Below are 18,642 nucleotides of genomic sequence, written 5' to 3' on the forward strand. Positions count from 1 at the left end.
CAGCTCTCGTTGATCTATTTTAACTGCTCAAAGCGACGTCACGCCGCTCTATCTATCTTTGTTTACTTATGAACCCAGAGCATCTTCAAGGAATGCTTCAAGTTGTGCAAGGTGCTTGGACATCAGGCCGGTCGCCGTTGAGGCTGCGGCAGGACGTCCGGTGTAACGGACCCGCTGATGCTTGGCATCAATATGCGCCAACACCCATTCCAGATAAGGATCGATAAAAGCCCAGGCACCCATGTTCTTGGGCTCTTCCTGACACCAGACCATCTCCGCATTGCGGAAACGCGAGAGTTCAGTGATCAGCGCCTTGGCCGGGAACGGGTAAAGCTGTTCGACGCGCAACAGATAGACATCGTCAATGCCGCGCTTTTCCCGCTCTTCGTAAAGATCGTAATAGACCTTGCCGGAGCAGAGAACCACACGGCGGATTTTCGAATCCTTCTGCAGCTTGATCGGCTGATCCTTCAGCAGCTGCGCATCATCCCACAACAGACGGTGGAAGGAGGAATCGCCGGTGAAATCGCTGATCGACGATACCGCACGCTTATGACGCAGCAGAGATTTCGGCGTCATCAGGATCAGCGGCTTGCGGAAGTCGCGTTTCATCTGGCGGCGCAGAATATGGAAGTAATTTGCAGGTGTTGTGCAATTTGCAACCTGCATATTGTCTTCCGCACAAAGCTGCAAATAGCGCTCAAGACGAGCTGAAGAGTGCTCCGGACCCTGACCTTCATAGCCGTGTGGCAGCAGGCAAACCAGGCCCGACATACGCAGCCATTTACGTTCACCCGATGAGATGAATTGGTCGAATATGACCTGCGCGCCATTGGCAAAGTCACCAAACTGAGCTTCCCAAAGGGTAAGCGCGCGCGGATCGGACAGCGAATAGCCATACTCAAATCCAAGGACAGCCTCTTCCGAAAGCATCGAATTGATGACTTCGTAAATAGCCTGACCTTTTTGAAGATTGTTCAGCGGAATGTAGCGTTGTTCCGTGTCCTGATCATAGAGCACCGAATGCCGCTGGCTGAATGTACCGCGCTCGACGTCCTGACCTGACAGGCGAACGGGATGCCCCTCAATTGCCAGTGAGCCGAATGCCAGTGCTTCTGCCGTCGCCCAATCGAAACCTTCGCCGGTCTCGACCATCTTGGCGCGATTATCCTGAAAGCGCTGAATGGTGCGGTGAACATTGAAGCCCGCTGGCACTTCTGCCAGCTTCTTGCCGATTTCCTTGATGGTCTTCAGCGGAAGCCCCGTTTTGCCACGGCGCTGCTCATCAGCATTGTCTGCTGTGCGCAAGCCGCTCCAGGCGCCATCCAGCCAATCGGCCTTGTTGGGCTTGTAGTGTTGACCGGCCTCAAATTCCTGCTCGAGGTTTTCGCGCCATGTGGCACGCAGCTTTTCAAGATCGGCTTCAGTAATCAGGCCTTCTTCGATCAGCTTGGAGGAATAGAGCTGTACAGTCGTTTTCTGGCCGCGAATGGTCTTGTACATCAGCGGCTGCGTGAATGCAGGCTCATCGCCCTCATTATGGCCGAAGCGGCGATAGCAGAACATATCAATGACGACCGGCTTGTGGAAGGTCATGCGATATTCGGTGGCAATCTTCGCCACATAAACAACGGCTTCCGGATCGTCACCATTGACGTGGAAAATTGGCGCCTCAATCATCTTCGCCACATCGGATGGATAGGGCGAGGAACGCGAGAAACGCGGATTGGTGGTAAAGCCGATCTGGTTATTGATGATGAAATGCACCGTACCGCCGACGCGATGACCGCGCAGACCGGAAAGGCCAAGACACTCGGCAACAACGCCCTGACCAGCAAATGCCGCATCGCCATGCAGCAGCAGCGGCATGATCTTGGCACGCTCGGAAAGCGGCACAACTTCATCACGGTCGCGGCCAGCGAGCAGATCCTGCTTGGCACGAGCCTTACCCATGACAACCGGATTTACGATTTCCAGATGCGAGGGATTGGCTGTCAGCGACAGATGCACCTTGTTGCCGTCAAATTCGCGATCCGACGAAGCACCAAGATGATATTTTACGTCGCCCGAACCTTCCACGTCATCCGGCGCGTAAGAACCGCCCTTGAACTCGTGGAAAATGGCGCGATGCGGCTTGCGCATGAACTGGCTAAGCACATTGAGGCGTCCACGGTGAGCCATGCCAAGGACGATTTCCTTGAGGCCCATCGAGCCGCCACGCTTGACAATCTGTTCCAGCGCCGGAATCAGCGATTCCGCACCATCAAGACCGAAGCGCTTGGTGCCTTTATATTTGACATCAATGAACTGTTCAAAGCCTTCAGCCTCGACCAGCTTGGAAAGGATCGCCTTCTTGCCTTCTGCGGTAAAGGCAACGCCTTTATCCGGGCCTTCTATGCGTTCCTGAATCCATGACTTTTCCACCGGATCGGAAATGTGCATGAACTCCACACCGATCGTCGAGCAATAGGTGCGCTGCAGGATATCGAGCATCTGCGGAATGGTCGCATATTCAAGACCCAGCACATTATCGATGAAGATCTTGCGATCATAATCGGCTGGTGAGAAACCGTAGCTCTCTGGCGACAGCTCGTTATAGTCTTCCTTGACCTCGGCCAATCCCAGCGGATCAAGCTTGGCATGTAGATGACCACGCATGCGGTAAGCCCGGATCATCATGATGGCGCGAACAGAATCGCGCGCCGCATGAATGATGTCGGAGTCAGATGCCTTCGCTCCGGCAGCGCCGTTTGTTGCCGCTGCGCCGTTGGTGCCTTTCGACTTCAGCTTGTCCGTAATGTGCTTTTCGACTTCGCCCCAATTGCCATCAAGAGCAGAAACCAGCTCGCCATTACCCGCGATTGGCCAATTTGGCTTTTCCCAGGACGCACCCTTGGCGTTTTTCTGGATATCGTCTTTATTATCGCCGAGATTGGCAAAGAATTCCTGCCATTCAGCATCCACCGATGCCGGGTCTTTCTCGTATTGTGCGTGAAGTTCCTCGATATAATGGGCATTGCCACCATAGAGAAATGAAGTGAGGGCAAAAAGATCGTTGGCCTGTTCTTGACGTGCCATATTCGTGACCGGAGCTGTGCCCCGTCTCCCTTGATAAGAGCGCACCGGCCTTCCGGTGCCACCCTGGGTGAGGCTCGCTCAAGCTATGAGCGTCCCCGCGGATTGATCAGGGCAGCAACTGCCCCGATCCTTCTTAGCTCTGATAAAGGCGAAAGTTCGCCTCCTTTAAGGTCTTATCCCTTAAGGACTTCGACCAATGTCTTTCCAAGCTGCGCAGGCGAGGGCGAAACGCGGATACCCGCTGCTTCCATTGCTGCGATCTTGTCTTCAGCGCCGCCCTTGCCGCCGGAAATAACTGCGCCGGCATGACCCATGGTACGTCCGGGAGGAGCTGTACGTCCGGCGATGAAACCGGCCATTGGCTTCTTGCGGCCGCGCTTTGCTTCATCAGCAATAAACTGCGCTGCGTCTTCTTCCGCCGAGCCGCCGATTTCACCGATCATGATGATCGACTTGGTTTCTTCGTCAGCTAGGAACATTTCCAAAACGTCGATGAACTCGGTGCCCTTCACAGGATCACCGCCGATACCGACAGCTGTTGTCTGGCCAAGGCCTTCATTGGTCGTCTGGAACACTGCTTCATAAGTAAGCGTGCCGGAGCGCGATACAACACCCACCGAACCCTTCTTGAAGATATTGCCCGGCATGATGCCGATCTTGCATTCTTCAGGGGTGAGAACACCCGGGCAGTTCGGTCCGATCAGGCGTGACGACGAACGGTCAAGGCGAGCCTTGACGCGAACCATATCCATGACCGGAATGCCTTCGGTGATGCAGATGATCAAAGGAATCTCTGCTTCAATGGCTTCCAGAATGGCTTCCGCAGCGCCTGCAGGCGGAACGTAGATCACTGAAGCATTTGCGCCGGTCCGGTCCTTGCCTTCGGCAACCGAAGCAAAAATCGGCAACTGCGCGCTCGAACCGGTAGGCAGATTGCCTTCCCAGGTCTCGCCACCCTTCTTCGGGTGAATGCCGCCAACCATCTGTGTACCGTAATAGGCAAGAGCCTGTTCGGTGTGGAATGTGCCGGTCTTACCGGTCAGGCCCTGAACGAGAACCTTGGTGTCTTTGTTAACAAGAATAGACATGCCTTAGTTTCCCTTCACAGCCTTGACGATTTTCTGCGCCGCATCATCCAGATCATCGGCGGAGACGACATTCAGACCACTTTCATTGATGATCTTCTTGCCGAGTTCAGCATTGGTGCCTTCGAGGCGAACAACCAGCGGCACCTTGAGGCCAACTTCCTTGACCGCAGCGATAACACCTTCTGCGATGATGTCGCATTTCATGATGCCGCCGAAGATATTGATCAGAATACCTTTTACAGCTGGATCAGCAGTGATGATCTTGAACGCAGCCGTTACCTTCTCCTTGCTGGCACCACCGCCAACATCGAGGAAGTTTGCTGGCTCCGCGCCATAGAGCTTGATGATATCCATCGTTGCCATGGCAAGACCTGCACCATTGACCATGCAGCCAATATTGCCATCAAGAGCGACATAGGCGAGGTCATATTTGGATGCCTCGATTTCCTTCTCGTCTTCTTCGGTGGTGTCGCGCAGCTCGACCACATCCGGATGACGGAAGAGAGCATTGCCATCAAATGAAACCTTGGCATCCAGAACACGCAGACGACCGTCTTTCATGACGATCAGCGGGTTCACTTCGAGCAGGCTCATGTCCTTCTCGGTGAAAGCCTTGTAGAGAATCGGGAAAAGCTTTTCGCCATCGGCGCGTGCTTCGCCGCTCAAACCATAAGCATCGCTAATCGTCGCGATATCTTCTGCCGTAACGCCTTTTTCAGGGTCGATTGCAACAGTGATGATCTTTTCAGGCGTATCGTGAGCAACAGCTTCAATATCCATGCCGCCTTCCGTGGAAACCACGAATGCGGGACGGCCAACAGCACGGTCGACCAGGATCGACAGATAAAGTTCGCGATCAATATCAGCGCCATCTTCGATGTAGAGGCGGTTGACCTGCTTACCAGCAGGACCGGTCTGCTTGGTAACCAATGTGTTGCCGAGCATTTCCTTGGCATTTGCAACAACTTCCTCGACGGACTTGGAGAGGCGCACACCGCCCTTTGCATCCGGACCGAGTTCCTTGAACTTGCCTTTACCGCGCCCACCGGCATGAATCTGGCTCTTCACCACATAAAGCGGACCGGGCAGTGTCTTTGCCCATTCTTCCGCCTGCTCGACCGAGTAAACGGCAACACCATTGGCGATTGGCGCACCAAATGTGTGCAGCAGACGCTTGGCCTGATATTCATGAATATTCATATGATATTTCCTCTACGAATAATCCTGAGCCGTAGCTCAGGATCGTTTCAGAATTGTTTCGTGAACCAAATTACTTGAGGTTCGGTGCGATATTGATGCAAGCTTCACAAAGCCCGGCAACCGAAGCCACCGAAGCTTCAAACTGCTTTTCTTCTGCCTTGTTCAAGTCGATTTCGATAACGCGCTCGACACCGCCTGCGCCGATAATGACCGGCACGCCCACATACATATCCTTAACGCCATACTGGCCGGAAAGATGCGCAGCGACAGGAAGAACACGCTTTTTGTCCTTGAGGAAGGCCTCAGCCATCTGAACGGCCGAGGAAGCAGGCGCGTAGAAGGCAGAGCCGGTCTTGAGCAGGCCAACGATTTCGGCACCGCCGTCGCGGGTACGCTGGATGATCTGATCGAGCTTTTCCTGGCTGGTCCAGCCCATCTTCACCAGGTCCGGCAGCGGGATACCGGCAACAGTCGAATAGCGCGCAAGCGGAACCATGGAGTCGCCATGGCCACCGAGAACGAAAGCGGTGACATCTTCAACCGAAACCTTGAATTCATCGGCAAGGAAATAGCGGAAGCGTGCGCTGTCCAGAATGCCGGCCATGCCGACAACCATGTTTTTTGGCAGACCGGAAAATTTCTGCAGCGCCCAGACCATTGCGTCGAGCGGGTTGGTGATGCAGATCACGAAAGCGCCGGGGGCGTATTTCTTGATGCCCGCGCCGACCTGCTCCATGACCTTTAGATTGATGCCGAGAAGATCGTCGCGGCTCATGCCCGGCTTGCGGGGCACACCGGCGGTGACGATGACAACATCTGCGCCTTCAATGGCTGCATAGTCGTTGGCGCCGGTAAGCTTGGCGTCGAAATCATCAACCGGGGAGGACTGAGCAATGTCGAGACCTTTGCCCTGAGGCGTCCCTTCTGCGATGTCGAAAAGAACGATGTCGCCGAGCTCTTTGAGCCCGATCAGATGTGCAAGCGTTCCACCGATCATACCTGAGCCGATGAGGGCGATTTTGTTACGTGCCATGCTGGATACTTCCCTGATCTGAAGTTTTGCCTGAACTTAATGCCTTAACCGACGTCAAAGACCAAAATAACGATTATCAGAAATGCTAGTCGGCAATCTGTCGCCATATGCCTCTGCGTTGGGTGGTTCGAATATTCCTCTTTCAAAAATAACTCAACTTAAAATTTTCCCCTCAATGAATTCAATCGTTTAGATTTGATGGGACTTACGTAAACGTCAATCAGATTTAGCATTTTGAGCTATTTCGAGAGTCTCTTTACACGCCAAAAGTATCAGTCTCATGAAGCTGCGGCCGTTGGGCGGGCGGCACCTTCAAGATACTCTTCGCTTTGCATTTCGAACAGCCGCGACGCCGTACGGTCAAATTCAAAAGCTTCGGTTCCGCGGTTGGCGACATAAAGTTTGTCCGGAGAAGCGGCGGCCGAAATCACGATGTGCACGTGATTGTCATAGAGAATATCGATAAGGATGATGAAACGCTTGGCCTCATTCCTGCGCGCGTGATCGAGCACAGGCACCGCATCAATGAAAATCGTCTTGTATCGTTGGATGATGGCTGTGTAGTCCGCCGCCCCGAGCGGTTTGGAGCAGAGATCAGCGAAGGTAAATCGTGCTGCGTTGCTGCCGGCCTTCGGTATAACCACCGAGCGGCCCTTTACCGTCACGCTGTCGGACGCGACTGTCGCGCCTTCAGTGGCTGCGTGCCATGCCTCATCCATCAAACGATTCGATTCATCGTTCAGAGGGGAAAGATAAACCGGCATGCGATTAAGCTTCTCCAGCCGGTAATCGGTGCGCGCATCCAGATTCATGACGTCCACATGGGTTTTCAGCAAATCAATGAACGGCAGGAATAGCTGGCGATTGAGCCCGTCGCGATAAAGGTTATCGGGCAAAACGTTAGAGGTGGCAACAAGGACAACGCCGCGTTCGAACAAGGCTCGAAACAGGCGCGACAGGATCATGGCATCGGCAATATCCGTAACCGTGAACTCATCGAAACAGAGCACCCATGATTGTTCAGCCAGAGCGTCGGCAACAGGCGGTATCGGATCCTCCTGTTTTGTTTCGCCGTTCTTGAGAGCCTTGCGATGCGCATTGATACGCTCATGAACATCGGCCATAAAATCGAGAAAATGGGCACGGCGCTTGCGTTTTACCGGGACAAGTTGATGAAACATGTCCATGAGCATGGTTTTGCCCCGTCCAACTTCACCGTAAATATAAAGGCCCTTGACGATCTCGTTGCGCGGGGATTTTCGACTGAAAAGCCAACCCAGGGCACTGGATTTCGTCGCAAGACGCTTCGTTGCGACATCGCGGATAAGCCGGTCGAAACGCAAGGCCAGCTGCTGTTGCGCGGGGTCCATATCAAGCTCCCCCGACTGAACGAGCGCCTGGTAGCGCTCGTTCACCGAGGGAAACACTTTCAGATTATCATGCGACATGCGGGAAGCAGTCTCTCAAGGCCGCGCCTTGTTTTTAGCGCGAGAGCGTCAGGTTCTGTCCACCGGATGTCTGACCGTCAAACTTTGACCCACCTGACGAATAAAGCCGCGCCACAGTACCGCCTGCTGCATCATACAGGGTAAGCTGCTTGCCACTGACTGCCCACGAGGACAGCGTTGCTAGCTCCCCGGGGCAACGAAGCGGACCGGCGCGATAACCCTGGCCAAATTTTGTCTGCGGGGTCGCAATCTTGCAGCTCTGACCGCCCATACTCGCATTCCATACACCGGCCACGCTGCCAGCGGTAAGGTCAGGCGCGTTTTCAGGCGGCAACGATGCCACTTGCGTATTGGGTTGAGCGCTTGGAGCCGCGCCAGCAGTGGTTGGCGCCGTCGGAAACTGATTGCCGCCGGGCGGTGGAAGCTGGCTCTGCCTGACAGAGCCGGAAGGAGCCGCTTGCAACGGTGCTGGTCCCGAATCCATCGGTTCCATCCGCGAACTCTGGCATCCGGCCAACACCATGCCAACAGCGGCAACGGTCAGCAAATTGACCTTCAAAGTTCCCATAACCTCAGTTCTCCATCTGCATAATCTGATTCGGGAATACCAACCCATTCCCCTGTGATTAACCATGATACAATGGCCATCTGGCCGAAATTCTCAACCCAAATACCAAAAAAACCACCGTTCAACGGCATTTCCATTGGCAAATGCACCCAAAAGCTGGCCGGAATGACAATATCGCCACACATGACCGCGCCAGCCTTTCGGTCAGTTGAGTCGCATTAACCAGTTTAAGCATTTCAAGGTGAATAAAGTCTTATTATGTCGTGCGAAGCTGCGACCAAAATTTAAAGCCCAAACCCATTGAACTTCCACAAGTGCCGACGTATTTCTTGACAATGACAGTCATAAATAAAACACCCCAGAGAATTCGTCACGAAACCCGCCTTCGCGTGCTTGAGGTTCAAGCTGTGAGGCATTTGACGCCGCTCATGTTGCGCGTCACCCTTGCTGGAGATCAACTCGAAGGTTTTACCAGCCCCGGATATGGCGATCACATCAAGATTTTCTTTTCGCCGCTTGGTGAAGAGCCTGTATTGCCGACACTTGGCCCCGATGGCGTTACCTTCCCGGAAGGCAAGCCACGACCGCAAATGCGCGATTATACACCGCGCAATTATCACGCCGCCACCAACACGCTTGATGTCGATTTCGTCCTGCATGGTGATGGGCCAGCCTCAAGCTGGGCTGCCCAGGCTGCTATTGGACAGAAGCTCGTGATCGGCGGGCCCCGAGGCTCGATGATTGTTTCCGATGCCTTCGACTGGTATTTTCTGGCGGGAGACGAGACTGCGCTCCCTGCAATCAGCCGCCGGTTGGAAGAACTCCCTGCTTCATCCCGTGCCATCGCAGTCATAGAAGTGGCCGGTAAGGAAGAAGAGCAATCGATCAACACCGACGCAAATGCCGAGATCATCTGGGTTCATCGCAATGGCGCTGAAGCCGGGAATAATGATCTACTGCTACGGAAAATTGAGACGCTCGATCTGCCAAGCGGCGATTGCTATGCTTTCATAGCCAGCGAAAGCAGCGCTTCAAAAGCAATACGCCAATATCTGGTTGAGCATCGTGGACTGAACGGCGAATGGGTAAAAGCAGCGGGCTATTGGCTGCGCGGCGTTGCAGACGCGCAGGAGCCGCATTGATCTCTTGACGTTGCGACGTTGAAACGGGTCAGTTAGGTTCGTCTGCAACTCTATGGGAGCAGTCATGTCACAGCCAACGAATACCCGTATCGTTCTCGCCTCTCGCCCTGAGGGGCGGGTCAAACCTGGGAACTTCCGGATAGAAGAAGCCGCGATCCCAACGCCCCGTGATGGCGAAGTGCTACTCAAAATCCTCTATCTGTCGCTCGATCCTTATATGCGCGGCCGGATGGATGATGCAAAATCCTATGCAGCTCCTGTCGCGATAGATGCTGTGATGGAGGGCGGCACCGTAGCGGAGGTTATTGAAAGCAGGCATCCCGGCTATAAAAATGGAGATTTTGTCCTCTCACATTCTGGCTGGCAAAGCTATGCGATTTCCGACGGCAGCGGTTTGCGTAAGCTCGACCCTGAAGTCGCCCCACTTTCAACCGCCGTTGGCATCCTCGGCATGCCGGGCTTTACGGCTTATACGGGCTTACTCACGATTGGCCAGCCGAAACCCGGCGAAACCGTTGTCGTTGCGGCTGCCAGTGGTCCGGTCGGCTCCACTGTCGGCCAGATTGCAAGGCTAAAAGGAGCGCGTGCCATAGGCATTGCAGGTGGCCCAGAAAAATGCGCCTTCATCAGGGATGAACTTGGATTCGATGCAGCAATAGACCACCACTCGCCTGACTTTTCCGAACAGTTAAAGCTGGCATGCCCGGATGGAATTGACGTCTATTTCGAGAATGTCGGCGGCGCTGTCTGGGACGCTGTCTTTCCGCTGCTGAATACGTTTGCTCGCATACCGGTTTGCGGCCTCATCGCCCAATATGATGGCCTTGATACGTCCGGTAAGGACCGTCTCCCCCATCTCATGCGCGATGTCCTGAAGAAGAGCCTCCTGATACGCGGTTTCATACAGCGGGAGTTCGTGGACCAGCGCCCAGCCTTCACTGAAGCTATGGGAAAGTGGCTGCAGAGCGGTGAGGTGAAGTATCGCGAGGATATTGTCGAGGGCCTCGCCAATGCGCCAGAAGCCTTTATGGGACTGCTTCAAGGGCACAATTTCGGAAAACTGGTTATCCATGTGGCAGATTGAGCAAATGATGCGCGCCGCCAATGCTTGCAGGGACTGGCATTTCTTCACCTTTTCCGCCATATAGACCCGATTGACACGAAAACTGATGGCAGGACCAGACGGCATGACCACGCGCGCACCCTTCGCGAAGATGAACGGGCTTGGCAATGAAATTATCGTTGCCGACATGCGTGGACGTGCGGACAGAATTACACCGCAAGCGGCGATAGCGCTTGATCGCGATCCTGCAACCAAGTTCGATCAAATCATGGCGATCCATTCTCCCCACAGCGATGGCACGGATGCTTATGTCGAGATCATCAATTCTGATGGTACTCATGCACAAACCTGCGGAAATGGTATGCGCTGCGTCGTGCAGGCGCTCAGCGCCCAGACGGGCAAGCGCGAATTCTCCTTCGAGACAATCGCCGGAATTCTGACTGCAAGCGAGCACCCGGACGGCCAGATTTCCGTCGATATGGGAAAGCCGCACTTTGAATGGCAAGAAATCCCTCTCTCCGAACCCTTCCACGACACGCGTAAGATCGAATTGCAGATCGGGCCTATCGATGTGCCGGTCTTGCATTCGCCTTCCGTTGTCAGCATGGGCAATCCACATGCCATTTTCTGGGTAGATCAGGATGTCTGGAGTTATGATCTAGAACGCTTTGGTCCAATGCTCGAAAACCACCCCATGTTTCCGGAACGGGCCAATATTTCGATCGCTCACGTAACGAGCCGTAACGCAATAACGCTGCGCACATGGGAGCGTGGTGCGGGCATTACACGCGCCTGCGGTTCTGCCGCATGTGCCGCCGGTGTATCGGCGGCACGCACCGACCGGACAGACCGTGCCGTAACTGTAACTGTGCCAGGCGGCCCGTTGGTTATTGAGTGGCTGGAAAACGATCATGTCCTGATGACAGGGCCAGCCGAGTGGGAATTTTCAGGCTCTCTCGATCCTCAAAATGGCAACTGGGCACGCAGCGAAGACGCACAGGGAGCGGCCTGATGGCTGTGGACGTCGTTACCTTCGGCTGTCGTCTTAACACCTATGAATCCGAGGTGATGAAGCGGGAAGCCGATGCTGCCGGTCTTGGTACGCTTGAAAATGGCGCGATTATTTTCAACACCTGTGCCGTAACCAGCGAAGCGGTGCGGCAGGCGCGGCAGGCAATCCGCAAGGCACGGCGCGACAACCCGGCTGCCCGGATCATCGTGACGGGTTGCGCGGCGCAAACCGGGGCCGATGATTTCGCCGCCATGGACGAAGTTGATCTGGTCCTCGGCAATGAGGAAAAGCTCAAATCCAATTCCTACCGCATGCTGCCGGATTTTGGCGTAAACCAGTTTGAAAAAGTGCGCGTCAACGACATTATGGAAGTGCGCGAAACCGCGTCACATATGGTTGATGCCATTGAAGGGCGCGCACGGGCCTTTGTACAGGTGCAAAATGGCTGTGACCATCGCTGCACCTTCTGCATTATTCCCTATGGCCGGGGCAATTCTCGTTCAGTGCCGATGGGCGGTGTGATCGAACAGGTCAAGCGGCTTGTCGGCAATGGCTATCATGAAGTGGTCCTGACCGGCGTCGACATGACCAGCTATGGGCCGGATCTTCCCGGTAATCTGCGCCTTGGCAAGCTGGTAAAGACCGTCCTGAAAGAAGTGCCGGATTTGCAGCGCCTGCGCCTTTCTTCCATTGATTCCATCGAGGCCGATGAGGATTTGATGGAAGCATTGGCCACAGAAAGCCGTCTGATGCCGCATCTGCATCTCTCGCTTCAATCCGGTGATAATATGATCCTGAAGCGGATGAAGCGTCGGCATTCGCGCGAAAATTCCATCACGTTCTGCGAAACTGTGCGCAGTATCAGGCCGGATATCGTGTTTGGCGCCGATATCATCGCAGGTTTCCCGACGGAAACAGAAGAAATGTTTGAAAATTCGATCCGCATTGTCGAGGAATGCGGGCTGACAAATCTTCACGTTTTTCCGTTCAGCCCACGCGAAGGCACACCTGCCGCGCGCATGCCACAAATGAATCGCAAGATAATCAAGGATCGTGCCGCGCGGCTGAGGGCTGCAGGTGATGCGGCCTATAATAAGCATCTGGGCAGCCTTGTTGGAACGCGTCAGAAAATTCTCGTTGAACGCGAAGGCATTGGCCGCACGGAAGGCTTTACACTTGTCGGTGTTGATGCCGATGCGGCAGGAACCATCATCGAGCGGACTATAACAGGGCATGATGGTGACAAACTGTTGGCCAACGCCAGTGACAATGGCAGCAATCGCCACGCGGCATAAAAAGTAAAGCAGCATTCATGGCTCTGGGTTTTATCAAGAAAATATTTTCGTTCGGCAAGAAGGAGGTTGAGGAAACCCCTGCCGATGTACCTCTTATCGAGTCGGACAAGATCGAAACGGTTGAGCAGATCTATGAAGATACTGCTGCGCAGGAAACACTGCCTGTTGGAGAAGAGACTTCTGTCATCGAGGTCGAAGAGTCTGATGCGCCCGTAAAGTCTGCGGCGCACGTTGAAGAATCCCTGCCCGAACCTGAAATTCTGTCGGAACCTGAGCCGGAGATCATCCCGCAAGCAGATATCGAGTCAACGGAACCTCTCGAACAGGCGATCATCGAAACCGTTGCTCCGGTTGAGATCAAAGTACTGCAGGAAGAGCAGATTAAACCGGTTATTGAACCAGAACCGGAGCTTCAGCCTGAACCCGAGTTTGCTCCCGAAACAGCGCCGGAGATTATTTCTGAGCCGGAACCGGTAATTGAAACGCCCGTTGTCGTGGCACCCGAAGACATGCCCGCGACACCCAAGCCGCTGGTCAAGAAAGTTACGGTGTCAAAGACTGTTCAGGAAAAGCAGGACGAAGAACCACAACCGGTAGAACCGGAAAAACGCATCAGCTGGTTTGAACGCCTTCGCAAAGGGCTATCGCGTTCCTCGCAACAACTTGGCGATTCTATCGGTGGTATCTTCACAAGGCGCAAGCTCGATGAAGATACGTTGCAAGACCTTGAAGACGTCCTGATCCAGGCCGATCTCGGGATGGAAACGGCGATCAGGATTACAGGTGCTTTGAGCGCCACACGCTACGGCAAGGATATCAGCACTGATGAAGTGCGTAGTATCATGGCAACGGAAATCGAGAGGGTGCTTGGACCGGTGGCAAAGCCGCTGGAACTGGACCTTTCCCATAAGCCGCATGTCATTCTCGTTGTGGGGGTTAATGGCACCGGCAAGACCACGACAATCGGCAAACTTGCTGCAAAGCTGACAGCCGGTGGTCTGACTGTCATGCTGGCTGCAGGCGACACGTTCCGAGCGGCAGCAATCGAACAATTGCATATTTGGGGCAAGCGCACTGGCGCGCCGGTCGTCTCCAGCAAGCTTGGTGCCGACGCTGCCGGACTTGCCTTTGACGCGTGGAAGCAGGCCAAGGAAGCGGGAAGTGATGTTCTGATCATCGACACCGCCGGTCGTTTGCAAAACCGCGTAGAACTGATGGAAGAACTGGCCAAGATTGTACGTGTTCTCGGTAAGCATGATCCCGAAGCGCCACATACTGTCCTACAGACGCTGGACGCGACGACGGGCCAGAATGCGCTTAACCAGGTTGAAATTTTCCGTAACATCGCGGGTGTCAATGGTTTGGTGATGACCAAGCTCGATGGCACGGCGCGCGGCGGCATTCTTGTCGCCATCTCGGCAAAGCATAAATTGCCGGTTTATTTTATTGGCGTAGGCGAGCAGGTCGATGACCTTGAGCCATTTGCGGCAAGCGATTTTGCCAAAGCCATTGCTGGAGTTGCATGATGAACGAACCGATTTTCGAGCGCGATCCATCCGATCCCGCACATAAACAGGTCAATCCATTGCTGAAATTGGCGCTGGAAATGGGTCCGTTGATGATCTTCTTCTTTGCCAATGCAAAGGGTGAATGGCTGTTGGAGCGGTTTCCGGTATTGTCAAATATTGGCGAACCGATCTTCGTCGCCACTGCCCTATTCATGGCGGCAACCTTTATTGCCCTCGGAGTATCCTGGGTCCTGACCCGAAGCCTGCCGATCATGCCACTCATTTCCGGCATCGTCGTATTGATATTTGGCGCGCTGACGCTCTGGTTGCACAATGAGACTTTCATCAAAATGAAGCCGACAATCGTCAATGCTCTGTTTGGCATCATTCTGCTTGGCGGATTATATTTTGGTAAAGCGCTTTTGGGCTATGTTTTTGACAGTGCCTTCAAACTCAATGCTGAAGGCTGGCGTAAACTGACTCTACGCTGGGGTATCTTCTTTCTCTTTCTTGCAGTGCTGAACGAAGTGGTTTGGCGCAGCTTTTCGACAGATTTCTGGGTGGCGTTCAAGGTATGGGGCACAATGCCGATCACCCTGCTTTTCACATTCGCGCAAATGCCGCTGATCATGAAATATTCGACCGAATCGCTAACCAATGAAAAGGCGGCCAACAAGAAAACATGACGCCACAAACGGTCACAATTTCCGCCTGATCGCGACGAAATCCCGCCGCTATCAAAGCTCAAGAATCACCAATCATCAATGATTCTTGAGAAAGACAACCTCCATGAAAACCGCCCTCATCGTCATGACTCTGATGGGTTGCGACTGCGATGCCAAGGTCTGCGAATATATCAAGACCGCAGATACGGGCTGGAGCAACATGGAGACTTGCCGCGCTGATCTGGAGGCACAGATCCGAAAGGCGGGCAAGGTTGATTACCCGTTGATTACGGCGACCTGTGCTGCTTCAGCGCAGCAAAGCCCGATGATCGCGGGCCATTCGTTCAAAGTGCCAGCGCCGATCCTTGACCGCCCTGTTGAAATCATTGCCATGGGAACATCAGTCGAAGAGCCCGTCCTTATTGAAAAGCGCTCTTTAAGCTACCGACTGATCAGAGTACCTTTGATTGAGGCGGTCGAAGGCACTGCTACGGCGGCAGGGCGTGCGGTGGATTGGGCAAGGCACTACGCCTCGCTTTAATTCGACTTTAGCGCGGCCTCTATAGCAGGCATCAAATCTGTACGGATCGTCTCTTCAGAAAATGGTCCGACATGCTTGTAGGCAATGATCCCGTCGCGTCCGATCAGGAATGTCTCCGGCACACCGTACACGCCCCACTCAATTGCCGCGCGGCCATTGAGATCGGCACCAATTGCCCCATAGGGATTACCGAGATCCTCAAGAAATCCGACTGCGTTTTCCGGCTTGTCTTTATAATTGAGGCCAGTCAGCACAATCCGCTTGTCCTGTGCCAGCTTCATCAACAGCGGGTGCTCCTGACGGCAGGGCAGACACCACGAGCCGAATATATTGACCAGCGTGACCTGACCTTTGAACTTGGACGGATCAAGGCCTGGAACAGCTTGGCCATCCTTCATGAGTCCCGCAACCGCTGGCAGCGAAACATTCGGTGCTGGCTTGCCTAACAATGCGGAAGGGATGACAGATTCATCGCGGCCCGAAGCAAGCTGCAAAGCAAAGATAGCCGCAAGAATGATAAACAGGATCAAGGGCAGAAAAACGAAGATTGGGTTGCGCTTGCGAGGCATCGATTGCCTTTGAACGTCCTCGCTCATGATGCACCATCTTTGCCGAAACCTGAACGGCGGCGGACACCACGCGCTTCGAGGTCGCGCAGGGCTTTGAGTTGGTTGCGCTGGTCGAGGAGAATCCAAGCGATCAAACCTGACAGGGCTATGCCTGCGGAAAGATAGGAAGCGAGTACGAAAGCCATATGATTGCTCATTATGTGGCCTTTCGTTCTGCGCTGCGCGCCGCGATACGCCGCATGGCAGTGACCCGGCGACGCCATATCTCATTGCGCATGACCATGATGTGCAATGTGAAGAACAGTAGCGTAAAACCGATTGCCATAACCAATAATGGCCAGAGCAAGGAAGGGTCTATTGTCGAGCCGCCCATGCGAATAACCGACGCTGGCTGATGAAGTGTATTCCACCAATCGACGGAAAACTTGATGATCGGGATATTGACAAAGCCCACAAGCGTGAGGATGGCAGTGACCCTTGCGGATCTCGCCGGATCATCCATGGCGCGCGTCAGCGCAATCACACCAAGATACATGAGAAACAACACAAACACCGAAGTCAGGCGCGCATCCCAAACCCACCATGTTCCCCACATGGGCTTGCCCCAGAGCGAACCTGTCATGAGGGCGAGAGCTGTAAAAACAGCGCCGATGGGGGCCGCTGCCTTTGCCGCAACATCGGCCAGAGGATGACGCCAGACAAGCGTGCCAAGCGCTGCAATCGACATGATCGTGTAGCACATCATGGAAAGCCAGGCGAAAGGCACATGGATGAACATGATCTTGACGGTTATGCCCTGCTGATAATCATCCGGCGCCATCATCGACATCCAGAAACCGATCGCAAGCGTGATCAGCGTTGCCCCGGCAAGCCAAGGCAAGACGCTACTCGCAAGGTTCAAAAACCTTGTCGGGTTCGCCAGATCGGTCCACCGCCCAGATTTGGATGCCACATTGCTCATAAATATCTCTTAGCTTTTCATATTTCGTTGCGCAATTCGCCAGTCTGTCAGTCGGCGGATGATTTAAGTGCAGCTGCCGCCGCCCACGGACCGATAACCGCAAAGAACAATGTAATCGCACCTAGAATAAGCAAAGGTGCCAGAAATGGGGCCGGATCTTCAATTGCGCCATAGGACGCAGATACACCGAAGATGAGCACCGGAATGGTAAGAGGCAGAACAATCACCGAAACAAGCAGTCCACCACGCGGCAGCGAGACTGCAACAGCCGCACCGACAGCCCCTATAAGCGTGATGGCCGGCGTTCCTATCAGAAGGGTCAATGTGACTGCACCAATTGCCAGCGGCTCCATGTTCATGAACAGGCCCAGCAAGGGCGCGGCAATAACCAACGGCAAAACGCTCACTGTCCAATGGGCGAGGCATTTCACCAGCACCGTGATCGCCAGCATGCGGCGTTCGGAGTTCATGATGAGAAGATCAAGCGAGCCATCATCACGATCTGCCTGAAACAGCCGGTCGAGGCCAAGGAGCGTTGCAAGCAGCGCGCCGATCCACAGCATGGCCGCGCCAATGCGTGCGAGGAGCTTGAGATCGGGCCCGACGCCGAAAGGCACGACAGCAATCACAGCCAGAAAAAACAATATCCCGACCAGTGCGCCGCCGCCCGCCCGTAAACCGAGACGGGCATCTCGCACGAACAAAGCGCCCATCAGTGAACAGCCTCGAGTGTCAGTTCTTGCGAATGCGGCAATCCGAGAGGCAGATGCGTGGCCGCCACGATGATACCGCCATTGCCAAGATGAGCCTGCATCAACGCCGAAAACTGTGTTTCGGATGACTTATCCAGTCCAGCGGTCGGCTCATCCAAAAGCCATACGGGCCTGTCACTGGAAAGAAGCCGCGCTATGCTGGCGCGGCGTTTTTGGCCGGTGGAAAGATAGCCAAAGGGCAAATGGCCGATATCGGCCAGTCCCACCATTTCAAGCGCTTCGGACACATGCCGCGCTCCGCCGCCATAAAAGGATTGCCAAAACCGCAAATTTTCGTCCAGCGTCAGCGCGGGTTTCATCGCATTCATATGCCCGAGAAAATGACATGCCGCGCCCAGCGTTTCGAATTGCTCGCGATTATCCTGCAGCACTATTTCTCCCTCGGCTGGCCGCAACAATCCTGCCGCGATTCGCAACAAGGTCGATTTGCCGACGCCATTTGGCCCGGTGATGAGTAGGGCTTCGCCAGCCTGAATGGTAAAGTTGAGGTCAGAAAACAAGATTTCCCCGCCCCGCTCTCCGCCCAACCGTTTGGCCACTAACTGCATGAAAAACCCGCTTTTTCTGTTTTGAGCGCAACCAAATGACCATTTCGCCGCAGCCCGTATTTTTGCGCCTTACGGTCTGGCACAAATCGCGGAAAAACTCTATATACCAGTCAACCATGCCAGCGGTCGGCATGGAAACAATTTTGGCCG

The 18,642-nt window shown here is 54.3% G+C and carries 19 protein-coding genes; 7 read left to right on the forward strand and 12 right to left on the reverse strand.

Annotated elements, in window-relative coordinates:
• Positions 1 to 66 precede the first annotated feature (66 nt).
• The 7 genes from AC6CHM_RS14260 to AC6CHM_RS14290 all read right to left on the reverse strand — a co-directional run bounded on the left by AC6CHM_RS14260 (position 67) and on the right by AC6CHM_RS14290 (position 8,600).
• Positions 67 to 3,078, reverse strand: coding sequence for a 2-oxoglutarate dehydrogenase E1 component (locus AC6CHM_RS14260; protein WP_115054437.1), 3,012 nt, complete (start codon positions 3,076 to 3,078; stop codon positions 67 to 69).
• Between the two features lie 173 nt (positions 3,079 to 3,251).
• The gene (sucD, locus tag AC6CHM_RS14265) at positions 3,252 to 4,166 is read right to left on the reverse strand and encodes a succinate--CoA ligase subunit alpha (RefSeq protein WP_115054438.1); all 915 of its coding nucleotides are present in this window, start codon (positions 4,164 to 4,166) and stop codon (positions 3,252 to 3,254) included.
• A 3-nt stretch (positions 4,167 to 4,169) separates the two neighbouring features.
• On the reverse strand, positions 4,170 to 5,366 hold the full coding sequence (gene sucC / locus AC6CHM_RS14270) for an ADP-forming succinate--CoA ligase subunit beta (RefSeq protein WP_307281321.1): 1,197 nt from the start codon (positions 5,364 to 5,366) through the stop codon (positions 4,170 to 4,172).
• Between the two features lie 70 nt (positions 5,367 to 5,436).
• Positions 5,437 to 6,399 carry a malate dehydrogenase gene (mdh, locus tag AC6CHM_RS14275; RefSeq protein WP_115054440.1) on the reverse strand — a complete coding sequence of 321 codons (963 nt, stop codon included), beginning with the start codon at positions 6,397 to 6,399 and terminating at the stop codon, positions 5,437 to 5,439.
• A gap of 278 nt (positions 6,400 to 6,677) precedes the next feature.
• The gene (zapE, locus tag AC6CHM_RS14280; RefSeq protein WP_498173577.1) at positions 6,678 to 7,847 is read right to left on the reverse strand and encodes a cell division protein ZapE; all 1,170 of its coding nucleotides are present in this window, start codon (positions 7,845 to 7,847) and stop codon (positions 6,678 to 6,680) included.
• A gap of 34 nt (positions 7,848 to 7,881) precedes the next feature.
• Positions 7,882 to 8,415 (reverse strand): protease inhibitor Inh/omp19 family protein, encoded by a 534-nt coding sequence (locus AC6CHM_RS14285; RefSeq protein WP_115054442.1) that lies wholly within the window; start codon positions 8,413 to 8,415, stop codon positions 7,882 to 7,884.
• Positions 8,403 to 8,600: a hypothetical protein gene (locus AC6CHM_RS14290; protein WP_307281329.1), complete on the reverse strand. Its 198-nt coding sequence runs from the start codon at positions 8,598 to 8,600 to the stop codon at positions 8,403 to 8,405. The genes AC6CHM_RS14285 and AC6CHM_RS14290 overlap by 13 nt, the downstream gene beginning before the upstream one ends.
• A gap of 150 nt (positions 8,601 to 8,750) precedes the next feature.
• Here AC6CHM_RS14290 and AC6CHM_RS14295 point away from each other — a divergent pair, with 150 nt between their 5' ends.
• The 7 genes from AC6CHM_RS14295 to AC6CHM_RS14325 all read left to right on the forward strand — a co-directional run bounded on the left by AC6CHM_RS14295 (position 8,751) and on the right by AC6CHM_RS14325 (position 15,641).
• Positions 8,751 to 9,557: a siderophore-interacting protein gene (locus AC6CHM_RS14295; protein ID WP_498173578.1), complete on the forward strand. Its 807-nt coding sequence runs from the start codon at positions 8,751 to 8,753 to the stop codon at positions 9,555 to 9,557.
• Between the two features lie 64 nt (positions 9,558 to 9,621).
• Positions 9,622 to 10,641 (forward strand): NADPH-dependent curcumin/dihydrocurcumin reductase, encoded by a 1,020-nt coding sequence (curA, locus tag AC6CHM_RS14300; protein ID WP_498173579.1) that lies wholly within the window; start codon positions 9,622 to 9,624, stop codon positions 10,639 to 10,641.
• Between the two features lie 103 nt (positions 10,642 to 10,744).
• Positions 10,745 to 11,632, forward strand: coding sequence for a diaminopimelate epimerase (gene dapF / locus AC6CHM_RS14305; protein WP_498173678.1), 888 nt, complete (start codon positions 10,745 to 10,747; stop codon positions 11,630 to 11,632).
• Positions 11,632 to 12,927: a tRNA (N(6)-L-threonylcarbamoyladenosine(37)-C(2))-methylthiotransferase MtaB gene (mtaB, locus tag AC6CHM_RS14310; protein WP_498173580.1), complete on the forward strand. Its 1,296-nt coding sequence runs from the start codon at positions 11,632 to 11,634 to the stop codon at positions 12,925 to 12,927. Before dapF ends, mtaB begins: the two co-directional genes overlap by 1 nt.
• Positions 12,928 to 12,944: 17 nt before the next feature.
• Positions 12,945 to 14,453 carry a signal recognition particle-docking protein FtsY gene (gene ftsY / locus AC6CHM_RS14315; RefSeq protein WP_498173581.1) on the forward strand — a complete coding sequence of 503 codons (1,509 nt, stop codon included), beginning with the start codon at positions 12,945 to 12,947 and terminating at the stop codon, positions 14,451 to 14,453.
• The gene (locus AC6CHM_RS14320) at positions 14,453 to 15,121 is read left to right on the forward strand and encodes a septation protein A (RefSeq protein WP_336440354.1); all 669 of its coding nucleotides are present in this window, start codon (positions 14,453 to 14,455) and stop codon (positions 15,119 to 15,121) included. Before ftsY ends, AC6CHM_RS14320 begins: the two co-directional genes overlap by 1 nt.
• Before the next feature lie 103 nt (positions 15,122 to 15,224).
• A complete protein-coding gene (locus AC6CHM_RS14325) occupies positions 15,225 to 15,641 on the forward strand; it encodes a hypothetical protein (RefSeq protein WP_498173582.1) in 417 nt (138 codons plus the stop codon).
• Here the strand turns inward: AC6CHM_RS14325 and AC6CHM_RS14330 are convergent.
• The 5 genes from AC6CHM_RS14330 to ccmA are packed head-to-tail and all read right to left on the reverse strand — an operon-like array spanning position 15,638 to position 18,492.
• Entirely contained in the window at positions 15,638 to 16,237 is a 600-nt protein-coding gene (locus AC6CHM_RS14330) for a DsbE family thiol:disulfide interchange protein (RefSeq protein ID WP_307281347.1), read from the reverse strand. The two genes, AC6CHM_RS14325 and AC6CHM_RS14330, sit on opposite strands and share 4 nt — an antisense overlap.
• Positions 16,234 to 16,395 (reverse strand): heme exporter protein CcmD, encoded by a 162-nt coding sequence (ccmD, locus tag AC6CHM_RS14335; protein ID WP_498173583.1) that lies wholly within the window; start codon positions 16,393 to 16,395, stop codon positions 16,234 to 16,236. Before ccmD ends, AC6CHM_RS14330 begins: the two co-directional genes overlap by 4 nt.
• An 11-nt stretch (positions 16,396 to 16,406) precedes the next feature.
• Positions 16,407 to 17,171, reverse strand: coding sequence for a heme ABC transporter permease (locus AC6CHM_RS14340; RefSeq protein ID WP_498173584.1), 765 nt, complete (start codon positions 17,169 to 17,171; stop codon positions 16,407 to 16,409).
• A 47-nt stretch (positions 17,172 to 17,218) separates the two neighbouring features.
• The gene (ccmB, locus tag AC6CHM_RS14345; protein ID WP_307281353.1) at positions 17,219 to 17,884 is read right to left on the reverse strand and encodes a heme exporter protein CcmB; all 666 of its coding nucleotides are present in this window, start codon (positions 17,882 to 17,884) and stop codon (positions 17,219 to 17,221) included.
• Positions 17,884 to 18,492 (reverse strand): heme ABC exporter ATP-binding protein CcmA, encoded by a 609-nt coding sequence (ccmA, locus tag AC6CHM_RS14350; RefSeq protein ID WP_498173585.1) that lies wholly within the window; start codon positions 18,490 to 18,492, stop codon positions 17,884 to 17,886. The genes ccmB and ccmA overlap by 1 nt, the downstream gene beginning before the upstream one ends.
• Positions 18,493 to 18,642: the final 150 nt, after the last annotated feature.

The organism is Phyllobacterium sp. GQ127 (assembly GCF_059758635.1).

Bases quoted from the DNA above. Each gene is read 5' to 3' on its own strand.
- AC6CHM_RS14260 (WP_115054437.1), bottom strand. From the start codon at position 3,078: ATGGCACGTCAAGAACAGGCCAACGATCTTTTTGCCCTCACTTCATTT.
- AC6CHM_RS14340 (WP_498173584.1), bottom strand. From the start codon at position 17,171: ATGAGCAATGTGGCATCCAAATCTGGGCGGTGGACCGATCTGGCGAAC.
- AC6CHM_RS14325 (WP_498173582.1), top strand. From the start codon at position 15,225: ATGAAAACCGCCCTCATCGTCATGACTCTGATGGGTTGCGACTGCGAT.
- ftsY (WP_498173581.1), top strand. From the start codon at position 12,945: ATGGCTCTGGGTTTTATCAAGAAAATATTTTCGTTCGGCAAGAAGGAG.
- AC6CHM_RS14320 (WP_336440354.1), top strand. From the start codon at position 14,453: ATGAACGAACCGATTTTCGAGCGCGATCCATCCGATCCCGCACATAAA.
- AC6CHM_RS14290 (WP_307281329.1), bottom strand. From the start codon at position 8,600: ATGTGTGGCGATATTGTCATTCCGGCCAGCTTTTGGGTGCATTTGCCA.
- sucC (WP_307281321.1), bottom strand. From the start codon at position 5,366: ATGAATATTCATGAATATCAGGCCAAGCGTCTGCTGCACACATTTGGT.
- ccmB (WP_307281353.1), bottom strand. From the start codon at position 17,884: ATGGGCGCTTTGTTCGTGCGAGATGCCCGTCTCGGTTTACGGGCGGGC.
- zapE (WP_498173577.1), bottom strand. From the start codon at position 7,847: ATGTCGCATGATAATCTGAAAGTGTTTCCCTCGGTGAACGAGCGCTAC.
- curA (WP_498173579.1), top strand. From the start codon at position 9,622: ATGTCACAGCCAACGAATACCCGTATCGTTCTCGCCTCTCGCCCTGAG.
- sucD (WP_115054438.1), bottom strand. From the start codon at position 4,166: ATGTCTATTCTTGTTAACAAAGACACCAAGGTTCTCGTTCAGGGCCTG.
- dapF (WP_498173678.1), top strand. From the start codon at position 10,745: ATGACCACGCGCGCACCCTTCGCGAAGATGAACGGGCTTGGCAATGAA.
- ccmD (WP_498173583.1), bottom strand. From the start codon at position 16,395: ATGGCTTTCGTACTCGCTTCCTATCTTTCCGCAGGCATAGCCCTGTCA.
- AC6CHM_RS14285 (WP_115054442.1), bottom strand. From the start codon at position 8,415: ATGGGAACTTTGAAGGTCAATTTGCTGACCGTTGCCGCTGTTGGCATG.
- AC6CHM_RS14330 (WP_307281347.1), bottom strand. From the start codon at position 16,237: ATGAGCGAGGACGTTCAAAGGCAATCGATGCCTCGCAAGCGCAACCCA.
- ccmA (WP_498173585.1), bottom strand. From the start codon at position 18,492: ATGCAGTTAGTGGCCAAACGGTTGGGCGGAGAGCGGGGCGGGGAAATC.
- mdh (WP_115054440.1), bottom strand. From the start codon at position 6,399: ATGGCACGTAACAAAATCGCCCTCATCGGCTCAGGTATGATCGGTGGA.
- mtaB (WP_498173580.1), top strand. From the start codon at position 11,632: ATGGCTGTGGACGTCGTTACCTTCGGCTGTCGTCTTAACACCTATGAA.
- AC6CHM_RS14295 (WP_498173578.1), top strand. From the start codon at position 8,751: ATGACAGTCATAAATAAAACACCCCAGAGAATTCGTCACGAAACCCGC.